The 21359-nt window shown below is 69.3% G+C and carries 20 protein-coding genes and 1 pseudogene; 14 read left to right on the top strand and 7 right to left on the bottom strand.

Going from position 1 to position 21359, the window contains the following annotated elements; translation table 11 throughout:
* Positions 1–8 precede the first annotated feature (8 nt).
* Positions 9–491 carry a hypothetical protein gene (locus ACZ4Z4_RS05050; protein WP_468322356.1) on the top strand — a complete coding sequence of 161 codons (483 nt, stop codon included), beginning with the start codon at positions 9–11 and terminating at the stop codon, positions 489–491.
* Between the two features lie 128 nt (positions 492–619).
* On the opposite strand, the gene ACZ4Z4_RS05045 is transcribed toward ACZ4Z4_RS05050, so the two are convergent.
* The 3 genes and pseudogenes from ACZ4Z4_RS05045 to ACZ4Z4_RS05035 all read right to left on the bottom strand — a co-directional run bounded on the left by ACZ4Z4_RS05045 (position 620) and on the right by ACZ4Z4_RS05035 (position 2073).
* Positions 620–832: a hypothetical protein gene (locus ACZ4Z4_RS05045; RefSeq protein WP_468322353.1), complete on the bottom strand. Its 213-nt coding sequence runs from the start codon at positions 830–832 to the stop codon at positions 620–622.
* A gap of 235 nt (positions 833–1067) precedes the next feature.
* A pseudogene (locus ACZ4Z4_RS05040) lies at positions 1068–1698 on the bottom strand (transposase); the annotation flags it as partial.
* Between the two features lie 33 nt (positions 1699–1731).
* Positions 1732–2073: a hypothetical protein gene (locus ACZ4Z4_RS05035; protein ID WP_468322350.1), complete on the bottom strand. Its 342-nt coding sequence runs from the start codon at positions 2071–2073 to the stop codon at positions 1732–1734.
* Positions 2074–2278: 205 nt separating this feature from the next.
* Between ACZ4Z4_RS05035 and ACZ4Z4_RS05030 the strand changes: the two genes are divergently transcribed.
* On the top strand, positions 2279–2575 hold the full coding sequence (locus tag ACZ4Z4_RS05030) for a hypothetical protein (protein WP_468322347.1): 297 nt from the start codon (positions 2279–2281) through the stop codon (positions 2573–2575).
* 396 nt (positions 2576–2971) lie between these two features.
* Here the strand turns inward: ACZ4Z4_RS05030 and ACZ4Z4_RS05025 are convergent, their stop codons facing one another.
* Positions 2972–3652, bottom strand: coding sequence for a hypothetical protein (locus ACZ4Z4_RS05025; protein WP_468322344.1), 681 nt, complete (start codon positions 3650–3652; stop codon positions 2972–2974).
* Between the two features lie 837 nt (positions 3653–4489).
* Here ACZ4Z4_RS05025 and ACZ4Z4_RS05020 point away from each other — a divergent pair.
* From ACZ4Z4_RS05020 to ACZ4Z4_RS04980, 9 genes are all read left to right on the top strand, one after another.
* Entirely contained in the window at positions 4490–5968 is a 1479-nt protein-coding gene (locus ACZ4Z4_RS05020; protein WP_468322342.1) for an SMI1/KNR4 family protein, read from the top strand.
* Between the two features lie 234 nt (positions 5969–6202).
* Entirely contained in the window at positions 6203–6574 is a 372-nt protein-coding gene (locus ACZ4Z4_RS05015) for an ANTAR domain-containing protein (RefSeq protein ID WP_468322340.1), read from the top strand.
* A 427-nt stretch (positions 6575–7001) separates the two neighbouring features.
* Positions 7002–8225, top strand: a complete 1224-nt coding sequence (locus ACZ4Z4_RS05010; RefSeq protein ID WP_468322337.1) for a cytochrome P450 — start codon at positions 7002–7004, stop codon at positions 8223–8225.
* A 163-nt stretch (positions 8226–8388) separates the two neighbouring features.
* Complete coding sequence (locus tag ACZ4Z4_RS05005) at positions 8389–8667, top strand: acyl carrier protein (RefSeq protein ID WP_468322335.1); 279 nt, start codon at positions 8389–8391, stop codon at positions 8665–8667.
* Positions 8668–8725: 58 nt separating this feature from the next.
* Complete coding sequence (locus ACZ4Z4_RS05000) at positions 8726–10153, top strand: wax ester/triacylglycerol synthase domain-containing protein (protein ID WP_468322333.1); 1428 nt, start codon at positions 8726–8728, stop codon at positions 10151–10153.
* An 88-nt stretch (positions 10154–10241) separates the two neighbouring features.
* Positions 10242–11555, top strand: coding sequence for a wax ester/triacylglycerol synthase domain-containing protein (locus tag ACZ4Z4_RS04995; RefSeq protein WP_468322331.1), 1314 nt, complete (start codon positions 10242–10244; stop codon positions 11553–11555).
* A complete protein-coding gene (locus ACZ4Z4_RS04990) occupies positions 11552–11827 on the top strand; it encodes an acyl carrier protein (RefSeq protein ID WP_468322329.1) in 276 nt (91 codons plus the stop codon). The genes ACZ4Z4_RS04995 and ACZ4Z4_RS04990 overlap by 4 nt, the downstream gene beginning before the upstream one ends.
* Entirely contained in the window at positions 11824–13032 is a 1209-nt protein-coding gene (locus ACZ4Z4_RS04985) for a beta-ketoacyl-[acyl-carrier-protein] synthase family protein (RefSeq protein ID WP_468322326.1), read from the top strand. Before ACZ4Z4_RS04990 ends, ACZ4Z4_RS04985 begins: the two co-directional genes overlap by 4 nt.
* 57 nt (positions 13033–13089) lie before the next feature.
* Positions 13090–14358, top strand: a complete 1269-nt coding sequence (locus ACZ4Z4_RS04980) for a wax ester/triacylglycerol synthase domain-containing protein (RefSeq protein WP_468322323.1) — start codon at positions 13090–13092, stop codon at positions 14356–14358.
* A gap of 447 nt (positions 14359–14805) precedes the next feature.
* On the opposite strand, the gene ACZ4Z4_RS04975 is transcribed toward ACZ4Z4_RS04980, so the two are convergent.
* The 3 genes from ACZ4Z4_RS04975 to ACZ4Z4_RS04965 are packed head-to-tail and all read right to left on the bottom strand — an operon-like array spanning position 14806 to position 17935.
* A complete protein-coding gene (locus ACZ4Z4_RS04975) occupies positions 14806–15762 on the bottom strand; it encodes a tocopherol cyclase family protein (protein ID WP_468322321.1) in 957 nt (318 codons plus the stop codon).
* Positions 15759–16838 carry a prenyltransferase gene (locus tag ACZ4Z4_RS04970; protein ID WP_468322318.1) on the bottom strand — a complete coding sequence of 360 codons (1080 nt, stop codon included), beginning with the start codon at positions 16836–16838 and terminating at the stop codon, positions 15759–15761. Before ACZ4Z4_RS04970 ends, ACZ4Z4_RS04975 begins: the two co-directional genes overlap by 4 nt.
* Positions 16835–17935 carry a methyltransferase gene (locus ACZ4Z4_RS04965; protein ID WP_468322316.1) on the bottom strand — a complete coding sequence of 367 codons (1101 nt, stop codon included), beginning with the start codon at positions 17933–17935 and terminating at the stop codon, positions 16835–16837. Before ACZ4Z4_RS04965 ends, ACZ4Z4_RS04970 begins: the two co-directional genes overlap by 4 nt.
* A gap of 197 nt (positions 17936–18132) precedes the next feature.
* Here ACZ4Z4_RS04965 and hppD point away from each other — a divergent pair, with 197 nt between their 5' ends.
* Genes hppD through ACZ4Z4_RS04950 form a run of 3 tightly spaced genes read left to right on the top strand, consistent with a single transcriptional unit; the run spans position 18133 to position 21336 of the window.
* The gene (hppD, locus tag ACZ4Z4_RS04960; protein ID WP_468322315.1) at positions 18133–19296 is read left to right on the top strand and encodes a 4-hydroxyphenylpyruvate dioxygenase; all 1164 of its coding nucleotides are present in this window, start codon (positions 18133–18135) and stop codon (positions 19294–19296) included.
* Positions 19297–19333: 37 nt separating this feature from the next.
* Entirely contained in the window at positions 19334–20059 is a 726-nt protein-coding gene (locus tag ACZ4Z4_RS04955; RefSeq protein WP_468322313.1) for a demethylmenaquinone methyltransferase, read from the top strand.
* Positions 20056–21336 carry a geranylgeranyl reductase family protein gene (locus tag ACZ4Z4_RS04950; protein ID WP_468322311.1) on the top strand — a complete coding sequence of 427 codons (1281 nt, stop codon included), beginning with the start codon at positions 20056–20058 and terminating at the stop codon, positions 21334–21336. The genes ACZ4Z4_RS04955 and ACZ4Z4_RS04950 overlap by 4 nt, the downstream gene beginning before the upstream one ends.
* Positions 21337–21359 lie beyond the last annotated feature (23 nt).

Below are 21359 nucleotides of genomic sequence, written 5' to 3'. Positions count from 1 at the left end.
TGTCAGCGATGAGTGACGAACGTCGGCCAGAGGACGAAAAGGAGCCGACATGGGGTTCCTTCACCACCGGAGGAAAAGTCCTTGCCGCGGTCGGGGTCACTGGGCTGGGGCTCGGTGTCGCAGCCCTCGTCATGCTTTTCCTCCTACTCGTGATCCTGGTGGTCACGGCTCTGTTCAGCGACCTCATCGAGTTCGATGGATTGAGCGCGCTGTTCTGGGCCGCACTACTGTCTCTCCCCTGCGGGGTCCTCGCCGCTCTCTTCACCGCTCCGGTACGCCTTCTCCTGCGGCTCAGCAGTCTCGCCGAACGAACCAAGCGGGCAGCAGAAGAGGCCACTTCGTGCCTGACGACGTTCCTGGCCGCCCTCTTCGTCCTCGAGTTCACTCCGGGCTTGCACGCCACCAACCCATGGCTCCCGGCGGCAGCGGCAACGGTGCTCGGGATCGTGGCGAACCTGATCGTGGCCCGAGTGGAGACACACAAGAGGTGAGGCCCCGGAGAGCCAGGGACGGCGTCCGCCCACCGGCACCCACCGCCCCGCCGCTGCTCGCGCCCGTCACGCCGGGCTGGCCCACCGCAGACGCATGTGGCCCTCGTTGAGCGAAGAGCGATGAGCGGTCAGTGTTCGATGGCCGCAAAGATGTCCGTGTACATCTCGCGCTGCCACGGGGGCAGATCGGCATGGTCCAAGACGTCGGCGGGCGCGGGCGCGCCGACGTACTTGTACAACTGCGCGGTCCACGCGATGTCGACGAACCGGCTCTTCTCCTCCTTGGTCAGCCACAGAGTGGCGCCGTCCGGCCGGAAACGAACTGGACGACCTGCTCGCACACGGCACCGGCGGCCTCACGCTCCCATTCCGTAGTCTCGACCCGCGGAGCCACGAACGACGACTTCGGCAATGCCTGACGCTCACCAACCACGAGTCGGCCGCGCTGCTGACCGGTTACCCGGCACCGGCGGCCATCCGGCGCAGCGGTGATTCCTGGCTTCCGGTCCTAAGGGCTGTCCGGCAAATGATCTATGAGTCACCCAGGGCAGGGGCGGTCGCCGTGCGGTCGCTGGCCTATCCGGCGAGGGTGAGGTTGTGCATGCGGGCAATGCCGAGCATGGCGTGGTGGACGCCGTCGCCTTTGAGGCGGCAGTCGCGGAGGATCTTCCAGGTCTTCATGCGGGCGAAGACGTGCTCGACGCGTGCGCGGACCCGCTTGTGGGACTTGTTGTGTTCCTGTTTCCAGTCGGGCAGCTCTTCGCCCTTGCGTCGGCGATGGGGCATGACGAGCCCGGTGCCGGGATAGCCGCCGTCGGCAATCGTCATAGTCTTGCCGACGGCGGCCTCGGCGCCGGATTCCTCCCATGCCTTGCAGTCGTTGCGGTTTCCGGCGAGCGGGCCGGCCGACCACGACGACCAGGCGGGTGTCGGCGTCGATGACGATCTGGTGGTTGGTGGAGTACCGGTAGTTCTTGGACTGCTCGGCCATGGTGTGGTCGCGGGTGGGTACCAGGGTGCCGTCCACGATGAGCACGGTGCCCTTGGCGAACCGCTTGCGGGGCTGGAGCGCGAGCATCGGCCCGAGGTGGTCGATGGTGCGTCCGCCGTCGACTTGGACACCCCGAACAGCGGGGCGATCTGCCGCTTCGTCAAGTCCGTGCCAGTAGGCCGCGAGCAGCAAGGCCCGGTCCTCTAACGGGACGGCTCCGACGCCGTGATCACACCAGCCACTTCATGATCATTCCACCGCTTCGGGTTCACCCTGCTCGAACGCGATGCGGCAGCGTTCCACCTGATCAACCACCTGTTCCATGAACCATTGCATAATTTCGTAGGGGATGACGTGCTCGTCAGGGCTGTAGATGCGGACGGTCGGCTCCAGATCAGGGTCCTCGTCGGGGACAAGCGCCACCAGGAAGGCTGGCCCGGGCAGATGGGACGCTGCGTTGGGCGTCTTAGCCCATGCGGCTGGGGCAGGCGCAGCCTCGCTCAGCTCCACAGCCCATGAGTCGTCGGGCAAGGCGTAGTGCAATTGGACGGCGTAGTGACGACCTGAATGTTCTCTCAGCTCTGCTGGCATGACGGCAGGCTGCCACAGCACGCGGTCACAGGCCCGGGTATATCGACTGAGGTCCAGTCGCCGGAAGAGACCCTGGCTTGCGGGACAGCCCTTAGCAGTCGGGGCGCCAGGAGCCGTCCCGGGCGTTTATGACCGCTGTTGTGACCACTGTCAGCCTCGCCGAAACCGCTTGCCGAAGCACCGCTAGTGACATGACCATCGCCGGATGAATGAGGATGAGGGCCTGACGCTGGTGAGGGTCGTTCAGACGTGTGCCGCCCACCCTTCCCAGTGGGATGCCTGGACGGCAAAAGGGCAGTACTTGTATCTCCGGTACCGACACGGCGAAGGCTGCGTCGAGCGGCACCCTGGCCCTGACATTGACACGCCAGACTCTTGGAACGAGGGCCTCTCGGCGCTGCTGGTCGAATGGGACGACGGTACCGGCAGCGGAGTCATCAGTCTTGAGGCATTCCTCGCGGCCTCCGGCTTGGCGCTCGCTCCCGATGCATCGGTGAGCTGACGCCGTAACGTGCAGTTCTCCAAGGAAGTCAGAGCGTGGCTGCTGCTGCGGTGGCCATGCCGAGCAATGCGTGGCCGCATGCTCAGTATCGGGGTCGCGACAACTCGGTGTACCGTTTTGTTGCTGGCTCGCACAGCAGTGATACGTCTCTTATGCCGCCCCGCTCGAAACCTGGCTGCCCGGCCGCGGCTCAGCGCGGCGAGCCTTGGGAACGCCCTGTCGGCCCTGGCTTACTTCCACTCGTGCTCGCAGACCTACGCCTGCGCGGAAGTCGGAAAGCCGCAATGCGGAGACGGCTTCCTGGTGCAGTGCTCTCGTAGGACGCCCGCCTGGATACCCAAGCCGGTATGAACGAGCATCCGACACTGAGGAGTCACATCACCGCCTGGGCGGCTTCTAGAGGACGCCAGCGAGTGTCAGGGACAGGACCAACAGACCAATGGACACCGGCGCCACCACGAAGAGGGACAACAGCGGCAGGAAACCAATCAGCCCCGGGCGAATCTTGCGGCCGGCCCGCAAACGCCCGCGTGAGCGGGCCAGTTCCGTTTGCAGGTCGAGGCGTTCAGCGGCGTGGTCCGATACAACTACTCCAGCATCGGTCGGCTGTGACATCAGCGCCTTTCGAACCAGTGCGTCGACGGTGTCGTCACCGCCCCGTAGCTTGTTCCAGATGAGCCGCACGCCGTGGGTATCCGTCAGGATCAACCGGTCATCGGTTCGCGTTTGACCCGGCACCTCAAGGCGACCGACCTTGGTCAACCGGGCCAGGTCAACCGTGTGCCGCCCGGTCAGGGTTCGGGCAGAGAGAAGATGACCGTCATGGAGTCGGGCATGCCATCCCATGTGGGCATAGGCGGCCACCATGACGCTGATCAACAGCGAGGCCACATTGAGCAAGAGGAATGCCTCAGGGATTACCCCAGCCCGAACCAAAGCCACGGGAACGGCGAACATGACGATGGGCGTCACTACGACGGTGATGTCGGCGACCCTTCGGGCAGTACGCCCCTGGCCAGCGAAGGCGCTGGCAGTTTCAGAAGAGCTGGCGATGGGCCCACGGGTGTCGGTCGTCACGGCCATGACGCTAGCGTCCCCGGTTCCGCTCTTTCAAGACAGCAGAGCGACGGTCACCCTCCTCCACCCAGCTTGGTAGACCGCCGGGTTGAGCTGCCTTTTCCCTGGCGGGTGACCACATCTTCGGGCAATGCCGTCGTTGCATGGGTTTGCGGGTCGTGGTCGTTGCATGAGGACGTCTTGGACGCTGGCGCGGGTGACTTCGCCCCTGAGACGCGGCCGAGCGCGTGGAAGCAGAAGCACAGGTTTGAGCTGGCGCTGAGATCGTCCCTGTCGACTCCGTGCCCCTGATCAGGTCTTGAGGGCCCCGCAGCTCATGGCAGGATCTGGCCTTGTGAGTGAGCGTTCGCTGTCGTCAGCCTGGGTGGCTTCGTGGGCAGGTGCAGTGTCCGGTCTGCTGGGTGAGTTGTCGGGAGAGTTCGAGCGCAAGCACGGTTTTCCGCCGGGTACCAACGAGATCCGTCTCGCCGACCATGCTGATCGAGAGGCATCGCGGGCTCTGGGCAGTGATGCTCGGACAGCCAGTGATCTGGTCACCTTCTACGGCACCATTAGCGAACTCGTGTGGGAGGACGTCGGTAACGGCTATTTCATTCATCGCGTGCACGATGTCCTCCAGCATCTCGCGGACTACGGGCCCGTCAGGGTGGGCGACGCCCAAGAGCCTCAGGGCTTGGTGATCGGGTCGGACGGTGGCGGCCTGTCCTACGTCGTAGGCACTGAGGGCTCGGTCTATCGGACGCAGTCGGCGTCGCTGAGTGCCGTGACTGTCCCGCTGTGGTCAGTACGGCGAGCTGGGCTGCCTGCTCTGTCAGTGGCGGCGCGTACGGTCTGCGCATGGACGATGAGAGTGATCGGAACTTTTCCGTGCCCTCGGTGTGCCGCTTCGCGACCTGGGAGCCGGTGTTGAGGCTCCTGTGGAATAGAGGGACGCAGGGGGAGGGCGCCGCGACGGACCTCCGCCTGTCGGGACGCATCAGTCGGCAGAGCTGGAGTCTGCCCCTGCGGCGACGGCAACCGGCCCCCGGCCCGGCGGCGCAGGCCGACGACGTGCGGGACGAGACCGCGGCGGTGGGGCCAGTGCGGCGCGCGCTCGCGGAGGCTGGCGTGGACACCGTCTCGTTCACGGCGAAGATATCGCCGGACGGGAACACCGTGCTGCGCCTGCTCGGGCCGAGCCCCGCCGTAGAGACTGGCGTGGGCACCCCGCACCCGGGGGCACTCCTCCTGGTCGAGGGCGCCGTTCCCCAGCCGTGGCGCCGGCTTCCCGATCCGGCACCCGGAGCGGTGCCGGCCCCCTCGGCGGATGCGGCGCTGCTGGAGAGGACGCTCCGTGAGCGGTTGCCCGACGCCGTCGGCGCGACCGAGGCGGAGCTCGCCGCCACCGAAGCGCGTCTCGGCGTCCCCCTGCCACAGGAGCTCAGGGTGCTCTACGGGGTGACGCGGGCCCGCTGGGAGGATTTCGGTGACGACGCCGAGGCGGCGGAGCGCGCCTGCGAGGCGATCGGCTGCGAACTCCTGGCCGTGGACGACCTGTACATCGCCGACGCGTCGTCCCGCCCGAGTCCTTGGGCGTCCGCGGCGATGGAAGCGGTCGTCACTCCACCCGACGCCGCCGTACAGGGTCTGGTCGGCTCGCCCGGTTGGATCGTCTTCGGGGACAACGGCGGCGGCGACTGCCTCGCGGTCGATCTGACACCAGGGCCGGGCGGGCATGTGGGACAGATCATCATTCTCAGCCACGAGGCGAACATCGGAGGCTGCCTGGTCGCCGACTCGCTCACTGATCTCGTGATGGGCCCCAACCTGTTGGGGGACCGGCGGGGCAGTACAGACCGCGGCGGTGGCGTCGGCGTGGAGCAGCCGCCCGCCGTGGCGCACGTCAACATCCGGAGCCTGCCGAGCATCGAGGCCGCAGCGCACCCCGGTCTGGAGGTCCTGTCCATCGGCGTCTGGGACGCCGAGCCGCTCAGTCTCGCCCCGGTCGCCCAACTGCCCCGTCTGAGAACCCTTGCGGCTTATCCCGACACTCTCGCCGACCCCCTGGAAATCGCCAACCTCACCACCCTGGAGTTCCTGGAGATCGGCCCGGCCGAATGGCGCGTCCTTCTCGATGCGGGAGCCGTACCGCGCAGCCTGCTGGCCGCCGGCATCACGGTCCACGGTGAGCAGGACCCGCTGCTCACCGTGGCCATCGCCAACGAGATCCTGGCCCTTTGGGGCCGACCACAGATCATCCAGACCCGTATCGAGGGCGACCTCGGCGACCTCGGCGAGCTCGGTCCCATGCCGCCCACGGAGCGGACGGGCGCCTAGGCCGTTTGAGATCAGTGCAGGTGGCTACCCGCTCGCTGCGTAGGCACAGCGCTGTGCGACGTAGGCGCCGGTCGGTTCGGACAGACAGCCACCGGCGCTGCCACATGCGCGGAATCGCAAACTATGGCCATGGGCCCGGAAAATCTGCGATGCTCGGCTCATCAGCGGTTCTGGCTCATCAGCGGTTCTGATGGCCTCGACCGGGGCAGCCCGAGTGGACGAGAGGTAGATCAGGTGAATTCCTCACCGGACTCTCGCAGCACATCGGCACTGAACCCTCGTCGCGACAGCGAGCCACAGGACTCCGGCGACGAGTGCGCGGACGAGGTCGCCGAGATCAAGGCGCTGCGCAAGGAAGTCGACGAACTCCATCGCGCCATGGAGTCCCATCCCTCCATTGACCAGGCGCGGGGCATGCTGATGACGCTGGGCCCGTACACGGCGGACGAGGCGTGGGGGATCCTCGTCGAGGTGTCGCAGCACTCCAACACCAAGCTGCGCGCGGTCGCCGAGGAGTTGATCGCGACGACAGAGGGTGAGCCGTTGCCCACTCCTGTCCGCAAAGCTCTCGGCGAGGCTCTGCGCAAGCGGCAGGCAACCGCCTGAGTTCAAGCCGCATGGCACCGCGCCGCGCCGCGCCGCGTCGTACTCGTCTCAGCCGCCGTCCACGTCGAGCCACGTCGCGGACGGCTCTCCGTGCCTCCCGCACCCCTTAATGGTCGAGAGCGATCCAGCAGTGACCGTTACCGGACAGCAGGGAAGGCGGAATCACTCACATGAGTGATTCCGTGAAGCTGTGTTGCCCCGAAAAGCCATCAATGAAATCGCATAAACCCGTCTCCGTAGAGTATTGAACGCCTGTGCGTACAACGGGAGTTGCACCCTCGTGGGCTGTTATTGTCGCCGCCAGCCGGTATACGGCGAACTGCGGGACGCCCGAATGCGTCAGCGGTATCGGCCATCGGCCCGGATGACGTCCCGTGGACGTGTCCGACCGAGTTGGAGGGCCAGTTGAAGGGCTAGTTGGAGGGCCATGGAAACGGTGGAAGCGGCGGCATCTGTGTCCCTGTGCATCGAGATGGATGAGCTGGGGCCCTTGCCGGCGTTCCTGGCGGAAGCCCCGGAAGCCCCGGGAGTTCCGGGAGCCCCGGAAGCCGTTGGTCGTGTGACAGCACCGACCGGCGACCACGTGTGGCTCGTACGTGACCACGCCCTCGGACGCCTGGTGCTGACGGACGACAGATTCAGCCGGGTCGCGGCCGCCGGGGCCCCGGCGCCGAAGCTGGTCGACGTCCAGCCTGCCCCGCAGTCGATGGTGAGCATGGACGGCCCCGACCATGCGCGGTTGCGGCGCGTGGTGGCGGGTGCGTTCACCAGCCGCCGGGCTGCGCTTCTGGGCCCGTCCATCGAGCGGTTGGCCGACGAGCACATCGGCCGGCTGATCGCCGCTGGGCCACCCGCGGACCTGAGCGGAGGTCTGGCCCTGCCGCTGGCGCGCGGCGTGCTCTGCTCGCTGCTGGGCATCCCCGCGCAGGACAGTGACTGCTTCCGTGAGCATGTGGAAGTGGTGTTCGACTGTACGCACGGCACACGCCAGGAGAAGGCGCGGCGCCGCGTCCGGCTGGTGAGCTATATGGCGGGCCTGATCGAGCGCCGGCGCCGGGAACCGGACGACGACCTCCTCACCGCGATGATCCAGGCACACGACGAGGGCACGCTGTCTTCCGCCGAACTGATCACCATGGGCTTGACGTTGCTGACGGCCGGATACGAGACGACCGCGGGTCAGATCGGCCTGGCGGCGCTCGCCTTGGTGTCCGACCCGCTCGCGTACGGGCAACTGCGCCGACGGCCCGAGCTGCTACCCGCCGCGGTGGAGGAACTGCTGCGGCTCACGCCCTCCACCCCGGTGAGTCTGACCCGGGTGGCAACGCAACCGGTTCGGCTGGGCGGAGTCACCGTCGCCGCAGGCGAGGCCGTCGTGGTGTCGTTGCTGCACGGCAACCGGGACGAGAGCGTTTTCGCCGAGTCGCGGAGCGGCACGTCGCAGAACCGTTCTGCCGGCCACCTGACGTTTGGACACGGCGCGCACCGGTGTCTCGGCGCGCCGCTCGCCCGGCTCCAGCTACAGATCGTCCTGGCGCAACTGCTGCGGCACTTCCCGTCCTTGCGTCTGGCCGCCGGGCCACCGCAGGCCGTCGCCTGGAAGGAGGGTCTGTTCACTCGCGGGCTCTCACGGCTGCTTGTGGAGTGGTGAGGCAGGGTGCCGGGGAGCTGGCCTCGCGCGCTGTGCCACAGCCGGAGCCTCGTACGAGTGAAAGGCCCGCCGTTGGCCAGGTGCGCGGTTCTCCCCAGCCAGAATCGGGAGTTGTTTACAGCGATGGCAGCAGCCGTTCGAGTGACGTCATGAGGAGTTTGTAGTGGGCACGGGATACAGCATCGTCGTGGAAGTTCTGGTCGGCGAATTCGGCTGCCCTGAGGGCGACTTGATGCCCGAGACCACGATGGAGGACGTGGACCTGGACTCCTTGTCGCAGGTCGAGTTCGCTGTCGCCCTGGAGAACCGGACCGGCCTGCCATTCAGCCACGATCAGGTCACCTTGGACACGACGCTGAGTGAGGTCGCCGCTTTCATCGACGGCACATGCGCCGCAGGTGCGGACTCGTGCGCCGCCGGTGCAGAGGTGACGGCACCATGACACCGAGCAGTGGCCAAGACGCGGCAAGCGGCTCGGAGATGGAAACCCGGTTCACACGATGAGCAAGACGAGCAAGACGAGCAAGACGAGCAAGACGAGCAAGACGAGCAAGCGTGTGTTTCTGGCGCCCGTTGATGAACTCCTCGCCGGAATCGGCGCACGTCCCTCACCTCCCATCGGCATGGCCCTGCTGTTCACGGGGAGACCACCGTCCCTTGCTGATCTGCGCGCTCGCGTGGCCGACCGCTGGGGCGGCATTCCGCAGCTGCGCCGCGTCCTGGTGCGGCCCGGGCAGCCCTCCTGGCTGCGCCGTCACCGCTGGCACCACAGTGAGGACGTCGACCTCGGCGCTCATGTCGCCGAGGTCCGCGCGGCGGTGCCCAGTGACGGTATGGGACAAGAGGCGTTCACGGGGCTGCTCGGCCGCCTGAGCAGCCAGCCGGTGTCCGCCGGGCGGCCCCCCTGGCGGTTGTTGCTGGTCCGCCCCGGCCACAAGGAGGCGCAGGAGCGCTTCGCCCTCATTCTCACCGCCCACCACGCCCTCATGGACGCACGGTCCTTGGAGCGCCTGCTGAGCGGGCTCCTCGACAGCGGCAGCGAACGCGGCCGCACCACGCACCGCGGTGTGCGGGCCGCACCTGCGCCTCGGGACGCGGGCCGGCCGCTCGACACCCTGCGGTGCGGGCGTGCCCTGCCACGGCTGCGCGGGCCGGCCCGCCCGGAGCGGGACTTCGCCTGGAGCGGCCTGGACACCGACACCGTACGAGCGGCCCGCCGCGCTCTGCCGGGGCTGGGCGCGACCTTCAACGAACTGCTGCTCACGGCGTCCGCAGGCGCCCTCCGCGCCGTCCACGGCCCCCCGGAGCGCCGGCCCGGCGCGGCTCGCCCGCTCTATGGCATGTTCTCCGTGGACCTGCGCACACCCGAACAGGGCGACGAGCTCGGCAACCTCCTCTCGGTGGTACGACTTCCCCTGCCCGTGGCGGTCGACGACCCCCGAGAACGGCTGCGAGCCTGCCGTGCGCTGCTGGCCGGCCCCGGCCTCCTGCAACAGGCGCAAGCCACGCTCGACCTCATCAACTCCGCCGCCCGCATCGGGCCTTGGGCGCTTCGCCTGGTCAGCGTTCCGGCCGCTCTGCCGAACTGGGCCCCGGTGGCCTGCACCGTCATCACCTGGCCCCGCGGGCCCTGGTCCCTGGACGGCGGAGCGCTGGAAAGGGTCATTCCCCTGGCGCCGTTGCAGACCCGCGGAACGATCCGCCTGACACTCACGGACTACGCGCGCTCCTTCACCCTGACCGTGACGGGCCACACCCCTGAGGGCCACGCCCGGGAGCTGGCCGATGCGTTCGGGCGAGAACTGGCCTTGCTCGCGGACGGCGTGCCCGCATTCAGCACCCGGCCCGGTGACCGGCCCGTCACCGGTCTCGCACACCGGGCCGGTCGCTGTGCCATGGACGTACCTGATCACCGTGGAAGGCCATGAGTTCTGCCTCCTCTCCAGCGCCCGGCATCGGAGCCGTGTACCGACGAAAGGCTGTGTACCGACAGAAGACAGACAGGCGGTGCGACTCATGAGACTGTCCCTCGTCGATGAGATGCTCCTGCGCAACGGATGCTCCGGTGTCACGGGGCTGGCGGCGGTCTTCACCGGGGAACCGCCTTCGCTGGAGGAAGTCCGGCGGCGGGTCGCCGAACGCTGGACGGCCCTGCCCCGGTTGAACCAGGTGCTGCACTTCAAGCCCGGCGCCGACGAGGACGGGAGCCACGCGCACTGGACCGTCCCGGGACCGTTTCGCCCTCGTGAGCACGTTCTTGCCGCGGACTGTGAGTTGCACGACCTGTGGGCCCACCTCGTCAACCGGCCGCCGCCCGGCGGAGTGCCGCTCTGGCGGCTGTACCTCGTTCCGGGCGGATCGGAAGGCGGCTTCGCGCTGGCGCTGGTGGCCCAGCATGTGCTGCTGGACGGGCACTCCCTCACCGTTGCGCTGCGCGTGCTGATGGACGGCGCTGATCCTGTGCGGGCCACCGGCCTCGTGCCCCGGCCCCGCATCCCGTTCGCCGCGGTGGCCCGGGAGCTCAAGTCGCTGACCTCACCCGGGCAGACCCTCCCCCTGTCCTCTCCCGACCATGCGGAACCTTCGGTCGCCGTCCGCCTGCTGCCGGTTTCCACGCTGCGTGCCGCGGCCCGGCACCCTGAGGGCACGCGCGGTGCCACCCCGAACGAGCTGCTGACCAGCGCCGTGTCCGGAGCCCTGCACACTCAGTTCGGCCCTTCGCAGGACTGGCCGTCCGCGCGCCCGGTGTACGCGTGCGTGCCGTGCGACCTGCGGACGCGGGAGAACCAGGACGAGTTGGGCAACATCGTCACCGCCATCCGGGTCGCGCTGCCCCTCGGGATCACCGACCCAGTGGCCCGCCTGCGGGTCTGCCAGGAGGCGCTCCAAGCGGTGCCCGGACGAGCCGGCGTGCACGCCGCCGTACTGCTCCCCCTGGCCGAGAGTGTTCGGCGGATGATGCCGTGGGCGGGCGCGCGGCTGACCGGCAGAGGAGGCAGACCGTCCTACATGGCGACGGTGACGACCACCGCGAAGTGGCGTGCCCGTTCGACCACCTTTCAAGGGCGGGAGCTGAGGCACATGGTGGGCCTGCCGCCGTTGTCCCGGCCGGGCGGTGCCAGCTTCCTGCTGATGCAGACTCCGGGCGCGTACGCGCTGACCGCCGTGTGCCACCTGCTCCCCGGCAGCGCCGACCGGCTCGTCGACGCCGTATCCCAGGAGATCGACACCTTGGCGCGGATGGCAGAGCCGGGCCACCACGCAGGCCACCTCGGTGGCGCACCGACCAGGCCCCTGATGACGGCACCAGAACAAAGGAAGACACCGTGAACACAGCACACCCGGACCACTGGGATGAGCTGCGCGCCATGTGCGCGAACTGCCTGTCCGTGCCGGTGCAGGACGTCGTGCCGCAAGCTCGGCTCGTGGCGGACCTCGGAGCCGACAGTCTGGACATCACCGAACTCCAGGCTGTCGTGGAGGACCACTTCGCCGTGTCGTTCAAAGGTGTCGATCCCGCCTCCGTACGCACGGTCGGCGACCTGGCCGAGCTCACCGAGCAACTGCGCACCACCCGTGCCTCGGGTGTGGTCACCGGATGACTCACCGACGCGCTGTCGCGGTCACCGGCCTGGGTGTCCGCTGTGGGGCAGGGGCGAGTATCGGCGCACTGTGGGAGAACCTGCTCGTCTCACGCTCCCCGGCCCGGATGCACGCCTTCGATGCCGAAGGCACCGTCGTACGCCCCGCTTGCCCGATGCCCGAGTTCACACCGGAGGGCTACCTCACCTACAAGGAAGTGCGGCGAACGGACCGGTCCGTGCAGTTGGCGGTGTGCGCCGCCACGGACGCCGTCGTGGATGCCGGAGGCCTCCGGGCCCCCGCAGGCCGGAGGGCGGTCGTCACCGGTACCGCCTATGGCGGAGTGATCGCGCAGGAGTCCGGGATCGGGGGGCCCGACGTACCGTACGTACCCCGGATGATGCACAACGCAGGCGCCCACTGGATCAGCGCCAAGCACGACGCCACCGGGCCCACACTGACCCTCTCCACGGCCTGCTCCTCCGGTAGCCACGCGCTGGGCGAGGCGATGCAGTTGATCCGGGCCGGGCGCGCCGACGTGGTCGTCGCGGGCGGCCACGAGAGCCCGATGACCGCGACAACAGCGCTCGCCTTCGGACGATCCGGTGCCATGGTCACCGAATGCGACGACCCTGCCAGTGCCTTGCGGCCCTTCGACACGGACCGGCAGGGATTTCTGCTCGCCGAGGCCGCGGCCTTCCTGGTGCTGGAGCGGCTGGATGACGCCCGCGACCGCGGTGCGCGGATCTACGCCACCCTCACCGGATACGGCAGCACCTCCGACGCCCATCACCTCACGGCGCCGCACCCCGAAGGCACCGGCGCCCGAGCCTGCATGGAAGAGGCGCTCGCCGACGCCGGCACCCACGCCGACGCGGTCACGCACATCAACGCGCACGGCACCGGCACCACCTTGAACGACCTGGCCGAAGCACGCGCCATCACCGCCCTGTTCGGCCCCTCCGCCGTCCCGGTGACCGCGAGCAAGGCGGTCACCGGGCACTCCCTCGGAGCGGCGGGAGCCCTGGAGGCCGTGATCACCTGCCTGTCCCTGCACGAGGGGATCCTGCCGCCGACCGCGAACACCGTGCGCCTCGATCCGCAGTGCGACGTGGACCTCGTGACCGCCCGGCCCCGCAAACTGCCCGCCGGGCCGGCGCTCAGCAACAGCTTCGCCTTCGGAGGCCACAACGCCTGCCTCGTCTTCGACACCCCCTGGATCTGACCCGCCGACCGCACCGAGAACGACGACCGTATCCATCACGAGCACAGGGGGAGCCGCATGCGGCTGTCAGGGAAAGAGGCGAGCTTCCTGCGGCCGGGGCTGCCCGGCACCATGGGCTTTGCCACGCTGTACACGGGCGAGCCGTTCGACCTGGCCGAACTCCGCTCTCGTGTCGGTGAGCGCTGGGGCGGGCTGGAGCGGATGCACCAGATCCTTCAGCCGTCTTCCCGGCCGACAGCGCTGTCCGGCCACCGCTGGCGGTTCGCGGGGCCGTTCGACCCGGCCGCACACATCAACGCCTGCGCACAGGATCTGCCCTCGCTCCTGACCACGGCGGTAGTACGACAGTTGCCTGCCGACCGGCCCCCCTGGCAGCTCCTGGTGCCCGAGCCCGCACCGACCGGCGAGCAGGGCTTGGTGCTCCTGGCCCACCACGCGCTTCTTGACGGCGGCTCCCTCGCCATCCTCCTCCGCCTCCTCATGGACGAGGCCGACGTCCGGGTCCGCGCACCGCAACCCGTCCCGAGGCTGCCGCGGCCCCGCGTCCCGGTCGCCGACCTGCTGGGGGAGTGGCATGCCAGCAGCGCCCCAGGACAGCCCCTGCCGCCGACACCTGGCGAATGCCATCCCTCCCTCACCGTCACCCGGCTCGACGCCGCCGTGATGCGCTCGGCACGGCGCCAGCCCGCGACCGGCCGGGGCGCGACGTTGAACGAGCTCCTCCTCAGCGCGCTGGCCGGTGCCCTCCCCACCTGCTACGACACCCTCTCGACCCGGTCCTGCGACGCACCGCCCCTGTACGCGAGAGTGCCCGTGGACCTGCGCGGCCCGTCCGAGGCGCAGAGGCTCGGCAACCTCAGCACCGCCATCCGCGTCCCGCTGCCCGTGGACACCGAATCCCCGGCCGACCGCCTGCGGACGTGCCAGCACCTGCTGTCGGCCGCGAACCAGCGATGCCAGGCCCACCGCGCGGCCCTGCCCGTCCTGGAAAACCTGAACCGCGCGGCACCCTGGCTGACCACGGCGCTCACCACAACGCTGACCAGGCGGATGCTCCAGCCCGACGTGAGCACAGCGGTGTGCACGGCGTTCAAGTGGCGAGGCGGCCCGAGCCACCTGCACGGCCGCCGCCTGACCGGCATCACGGCCCTGCCTCCCCTCCCGCCACCCGGCACCGTCAACCTCGACCTCATCCAGAACGCGGACACCTACACCCTCACCGTCGTCAGCCACCTCCGCCCCGGTGACTCCCAACTGATCGCCGACGCCGTGGCAGAGGAACTGACAACGCTGGCTGCCATGAGCGCTTCCAACGTCGAACATTGACCGGCTGGGGCAGAGTCCGCTCCACGCTTCTCGAGCGGAACCACGGTGCCGCGGCACGGATCCGTCGCGGTGGCGGGCAGCCATCGGTCCTGGGTCGAAGCGCTGTCCTCGTGCTGCCCTGAACAACACCGTCAGCAGCATGCTCAAGGTGAGCTGCTCCACCGCCCGGTCGACGCGTACGACCCGGTCGCCGGGCCATGAGGCGGCCAGCGCGTCGGCGGCGGTGGCCACTGCCCGTACGTAGCCCGGGAAGCGCGCCGGGTGGAAGAGAGGTGGCAGCGCGCGTCTCTGCTGCCGATGGGCTGCGCAGCCGCAGCCGGACGATGTCCCCGTGCCGGGCGAGGGAAGTGGTGAAGTCCAGTGGCTGTCGGAGCATCGGCCAGCCATGACCGGCCAGGGGGACCGCCCCGGATGCCATGGGGATGCCGTCGCGGGGAACCGGCCGGGTCACAGCGCCGCGGTCTCCAGCGCGGCCAGCGCGGAGCTCCCGGCGTAGACCTCTCGGCCGTCCCGTCGTACGCGCAGACGCAGGCGGCCGGCCAGGTGCTGGAGCGAGTGCCCGAAGCGGTGCGGCTGGAGCAGCGGAACCGGCAGGGGCACGGCCCGACTGTGTGCCGCGTCCCCGATGAGGTCCACCTCGTAACGGGGGGTACGGCCTCTGAGCCGCCAGACGCCGTCCCGCACCCTGGCCCGCACCATCGCCGTGGGGGGCACCAGACTCAACACCCTGCTTCCCGTGCTGAGGGTGAGGCCGCTGACGTTCACGGTGGCACGGCCGCGGCCGAGCAGGCCCCCGGCGAAGGCCACGCACAGCTCCGGGTTGTCGAAGCCGTGTGCCTGGCCCCACCACCAGGCCCTTGGGAAGCCGCGCCCCCAGGACTTCTCGGCGTAAAGGCGGCAGTCGGACAGGTCCCATGTGTCCTGAGCGAGGCGTGCTGTCCCCTCCACCCGGGCGTCGAAGAGGTACGGGTGCCAGTAGTGGTTGAGGCCCGGGACGACGGAGAAGACACCGCTGCCGTGCAGGAGACGCCCCGGCGGCCAGGTGCGCAGGGGGGTGAGCGTGCACCGGATGTCGACGTCGTCGCCGATGCGGGCGTGCAGTCGGCCCTCACTGAGGCTGAACACAGTGGGCGCGAACACCTCGTGGCCTGTTGTGCTCGTGTGTGCTCCGTCGACGCTGGTCGAGCGCACCAGGCCCAGAGGGTGCGCCGCGACCACGACCGTCCCCCAGGGCCGTTGGGGGTGGTGGTTGACACCGCAGGCGACGACCAGGACTCTGCCGCGCGCGGTGTCCGTGAAGCGCCAGAGGTAACCCTCCATCGGCGCCCGGTGCGAGAGCAGCGGGTCTCCGCCGGGCAGGTCGGCCCCGGTCCTGCGCCACCAGTCGCGCAGCTGGTTCGTCATCGCTCCCCCCGGACGGGTGCAGCGGTCCGGCTCGGCGCTTTCCGGTGGCGGGCGGCGATGGTGCGGTACAGCCACAGCGTGAACAGTGCGGTGGTCATGGTTGCGACGGCGAGCCAGAGCGGGGGGACGGCGCGGTCCCGGCGCAGCATGTCGACGAGCAGGGCCAGCATCGTCGAGCACGTGGTGAGCGGCAGCTGCATGGATGACCAGAAGGTGACGTCGTCGCAGCGCACCGGGTCGTCCATCGCGCCGCCGCGAAGGCTGCGGGCGACAAAGACGGCGACCGGCGCGACCAGGAGCTGCGCCAGTGCCACGGGCGGAGGCAGGAGGCCGGCCGTCGCCAGCACGAGCACGCCCAGATACAGGCCCACTTGCCCGATCACGTACACGCGTACCAGCCGGCTCGGCCCGAGGACGCCCGCCAGCGTCCTCTTGCCGACGAGGGTGTCGCCCTTGATGTCGGCGAGGTTCATGATCAGGCAGCGGAGCACTTGGAGTGCCGCGACGAGGGCGGTGCTCCACAGCAGGAGCGGGCTCCACCGGCCGGCCTGGAGCTGGGCCGCGAGCAGCGGTCCCATTCCGTAGAGGACGGCCGCGCAGGTGACCTCGCCCCACGCGTGGTAGTTCAGGCGCAGCGGCGGCGCCGTGTAGAACCAGGCGAGCGCCGTCAGCGCACAGGCCAGCGCCCGTGCGGTCGGCGATGGCATCGCGGCCATGAGCGCCATGGAGACGAAGAGCAGGACGAACGCCGCGCCGATGCTCGTGGCGGGGCTGAGGAGCCCGTCCACGAGCACGCGGCTGCCGCCGGTCCAGGCGGTGGGGCGGGTGTTCGCCCGGTCCGCCTCGAGGTCGAAGTACTCGTTGCAGAAGTGGGTCATCAGATGCGTGGACCAGGCGAAGGCCAGTGTCAGCGCGTACCACTTGACGGAGAAGGTGCCGGTCATGTGGACGGAGAGGCCCACGCCGAAACCGGTCACCATCATGCTCTGGAAGAGGAACTTGACCCGCCCCAGCTTGACGAAGGCGGCGAGTGAACCGGGGCGCGGAGATGTCGCCGCCGCGTGCGGGACGCTCACCCGTCCTGCTTGTACGCGATGATGATGCCGTGCGGCGTCCATCCGGGCACCGGGACGCGTTCGATCGAGGTGAAGCCGGCCTCGCGCAGGCAGCGTTCGTGGAGCCGCCAGGGGTAGATCATGCCGCCTTCGGCCGGCAGGGTGGCGAAGTAGACGCTGTCCAGAGCCGCCACCAGGGGGCCGTCCCCCTCGTCGTTGGACATCGAGTTGAAGATGACGACGCGGCCGCCCGGGTTGAGCGCGTCATGGGCCTTGCGGAGCAGAGCCGTGTTCTCGTCCGGAGTCCAGATGACGAGTTGGTGGGCGAACAGGACGCAGTCGTTCCCGGTGGGGAAGGCGTCGGCGAACATGTCACAGGGGAGCACCGAGACGCGGTCGCCGAGGCCTGCTTCGGCGATCCTCTTCTCGGTGAGCGGGGCCGAGGAGGGGATCTCCAGTACGGTCGCCTCCAGGTGCGGGTTGCGCTGGGCGAGGGCGAGCGCGTTGACGGCGTCGCCTCCGCCGCAGTCGAGGAGCCGCCCGGCGTCGCCGAGGTCCACCGCCGCCACCAGGTGTTCGTTGGCCAGCTGTGACCACGACCGCATGTAGCGGTAGAAGACCGACTCCAGTTGCGGGTGACCGCTGAAGCGACGGTACAGGTCGGGGTGGTCGCCCGGGATGTGCCGCAGTCCGACGTTCGTGTTCTCCCGCAGTGAGGCGACGAAGTCGACCTGGCCCTGGTACACGATGTGCTGCTCGAACGCGACGGTGTCCTTGATCTTGCCCCAGGTCCCCTCGGCGCCGAGCGAGGCGATCAAGGGTGCCACGCTGTAGGCATCGCCCTCCTTGCGTGTCAGCCCGAGGGCGGTGCAACCCAGCAGCAGGATGTCGGCGGCACGCTCGGCCAGGCCCAGTTGGCTCCGGATCTCGTCGGCGGTCAGTGCTCCGCGTTCCATGAGCAGGTCCAACAGCCGCAGCTCGCAGGCGGCGTTGAGGTATTGGAAGGCAGCGTGTCCGAAAAGGAGCCGGGACAGCCCGTCCATGTCCAGCTCGGACGGTTCCCGGGAGCCGGGGACGGCCGAGGAGTGTGCCGGAGAGTCCATCACTTGGGTGGTCATACGTTCCTTCTGCTCGTCACTCGTCGCTCATTGACCGCTCCGGACCCCATGGACCGGGCCGACACGCGGCGAAATCCCGGTGCACCGGCGGAACCGGAACGCACAGTCACTATACGCAGTTGATTCATCACGTATAGTGACGGCTCGTCGCTTGTTGTGCGGCACCGCCACCCGCCCCCTGCGCATGGGAAGTCGCCATGGAACCCACGACACTTGCCCCGGCACGGGACACGGAGACGCCCGCCGCCTCCGCCGTCTCCCCGCGCCCCTGGGACATCACCGGGATCGACCATGTGCGGCTCTGCGTGGGCAATGCCCTTCAGGCCGCGCACTTCTACGTCTCCGTCCTCGGCATGGAGCTCACGGCGTGCCGCCGGCCGGAGAATTCCCCGCACGGCCACGCGGAGTACGTGCTCACCTCCGGCTCCGCGCGCTTCGTCGTCACGGGCGGAGCCGAACCGGACAGTCCCGCCGTGCGGTGGGCGGCCGCGCACGGTGACGGGGTGAGCGACATCGCCCTGGCCGTGCGGAATCTGGACGAAGGGCTCGCGCACGCCGTGGCCGCGGGCGCGCGGGTCCTCCAGGAACCCCAGTTGGAACAGGACCGTTTCGGAGCCGTACGCACCGCGGCGATCGCCACCTACGGGGAGTTGCGGCACACCCTCGTGGAACGCGGCTCCTACCAAGGCCCCTTCCGGCCCGGATTCGAGCCGCCCGCCGGGAACTTCCCCCGTCCCGCAGGCCCTCCGCTCTTCCACGGCATCGACCACGTCGTCGGCTGCGTCGAACTGGGACTGCTCGACCAGTGGGTCGACTTCTACCGGCGCACCATGGACTTCTCGCTCATGGCCGAGTTCATCGGCGAGGACATCGCGACGACGTACTCGGCCCTGATGAGCAAAGTCGTCGCCGACGGGACGCGCAAGGTCAAACTGCCGCTCAACGAACCGGCCCCCGGCGCGCGCCGGTCGCAGATCGACGAATACCTCGCCTACCACCAAGGGCCCGGCACCCAGCACATCGCCCTGGAGACGGACGACATCATCGCCGCGACGGACGCCCTGCGGTCCGCCGGCGTCGCCTTCCTGCCCACACCCGACACGTACTACGACGACCCGGTGCTGCGCGCGCGGATCGGCCCGGTCCGCGTCGACATCGCCGAACTGCGCTCCCGCGGAATCCTGGTGGACCGGGACGCCGACGGCTACCTCCTGCAGATCTTCACCCGCCCCCTGGTGGACCGTCCGACGTTCTTCCTCGAACTCATCGAACGCCACGGCAGCCAGGGCTTCGGCAAGGGCAACTTCAAAGCACTCTTCGAAGCCGTGGAACGCGAACAGGAACGACGCGGCAACCTCTGACCCCGGGCCGACGCTGCCCAAGACCGCAGGAGCACTCATGTCGAGGGCGACTCTCGCCAGGCAACCCGACGCCGTCACCCGCATGTTCGACCAGGCGGCACACCGCTACGACGTCACCAACACCGTCCTGTCCGCCGGGCAGGACCGCCTCTGGCGGGCCCATACGCGCCAGGCTCTCGGACTGCGCCCCGGCGAGCGGTGCCTGGACGTCGCGTGCGGTACCGGCGTCTCCACCGAGGCCCTGGCCCGCTCCGGCGCGACCGTCGTGGGCATCGACCGCTCCGCCGGGATGATCAGCCGGGGCACTCACCGCAACGTCACCCTCCAGGTGGGCGACGCGCTCTCCCTGCCCTTCAAGGACGCGGAGTTCGACGCGGTCACCATCATGTTCGGGCTGCGCAACGTCGTCGACGCGCCCACCGCACTGCGCGAGATGAGCAGGGTCGTACGACCCGGGGGGCGCCTGGTGGTCTGCGAGTTCAGCCATCCCACATGGGCGCCGTTCCGCACGGTGTACCTGCGGTACCTGATGGGCGGCCTGCCCCGTGTCGCGCGCTGGACGTCGAGCAACCCCGACGCGTACACCTACCTCGCGGACACCATCCGCGCCTGGCACGACCAGCCGGGGCTCGCCGACGTGATCGCCCGCTCGGGCTGGTCCCACGTCTCCTGGCGGAACCTCACCGGTGGCATCGTCGCCCTGCACCGCGCCACACGCCCCGCCACGCGCCCCACCGCCGTACCCGAGAAGGCGGACGCATGACCACGGCACGGACGGCGGACGCCCAGGTCGTCGTGGTGGGCGCGGGCCCCGCGGGCTCCACCGCCGCCTATCACTTGGCGCGACAGGGCCTGGACGTGGTGCTGGTGGAGAAGTCGGAGTTCCCCAGGGAGAAGGTCTGCGGCGACGGACTGACGCCGCGCGCCGTACAGCAGTTGGTACGGATGGGCGTCGACACCACCGGGCCCGGCTGGACCCGCAACCGGGGCCTGCGCTTCGTCTCCCGGGGACGCACCGTCGAACTGGACTGGCCCGAATGCGGACGGTTCCCCGGGCACGGACTGACCCGCACGCGGGACGACTTCGACCACGTACTCGTCCAGCACGCCACGGCGGCGGGAGCGCGGCTGCACACCCGGACGAAGGTCACGGGAGCTCTGCTCGACCGAGCCGGGAGGGTCATCGGCGTCTCGGCGACCGGGGCGGACGGCCGGCCGGAAAACTTCCAAGCACCCCTCGTGATCGCCGCGGACGGTGTCGCCGGGCGGCTCGCCGTCTCCGTCGGGATCGAGCGGCTCAAGAAGCGCCCCCTCGGCACCGCCGTCCGCCGGTACTTCCACAGCCCCGTCAAGCACCAGGACCCCTACCTGGAGACCTGGTTGGACCTCCGCCGCCACGACGGCCGCATCCTCCCCGGATACGCCTGGATCTTCCCCATGGGCGACGGACGGGTCAATGTCGGTCTCGGCGTCCTCAACGACACCAGGACCGGCTCCATGGGGCTGCCCACGCTGCTCGACACCTGGCTGGCCCGCACACCCGCCTCCTGGGGGCTGCGCGACGCACACAACGCGGACGGACCGCTGCGCGGCGCCGCCCTGCCGATGGGCTTCAACCGCCTGCCCCACTACCGTCCCGGACTCGCCCTCGTCGGTGACGCCGGCGGCATGGTCAACCCGTGCAACGGCGAGGGCATCGCCTACGCCATGGAGTCCGCGGAGCTCGCCGCCGACGTCGTCGCACAGGCCCTGGCCCGGCCCACCGGACCGTCCCGGGACCGCGCCATGGAGCACTACCCGCGCGAGATGGCCCACAGACTGGGCCGCTACTACCGGTTCGGCCGGGTGTTCTCCGCCCTCATGGCCCGCCCCGCCTTCACATCGGTGGTCACCCAGAACGCCGTCGGGTCACCCAACGCTATGCGCTTCATGGTCCGGCTCCTCTCCAACCTGACCGACGATCCCGCGTCCGACGTCATGGACCACGTCATCAACACCCTGATCCGGGTGACACCGGCATCCGGAACGACACGGAGGTAGGAGCGGGCGTGGTGTCCAAGGAG

The organism is Streptomyces sp. NPDC030245, assembly GCF_055572995.1.
This window is presented reverse-complemented; position numbering and strand designations above follow the sequence as displayed.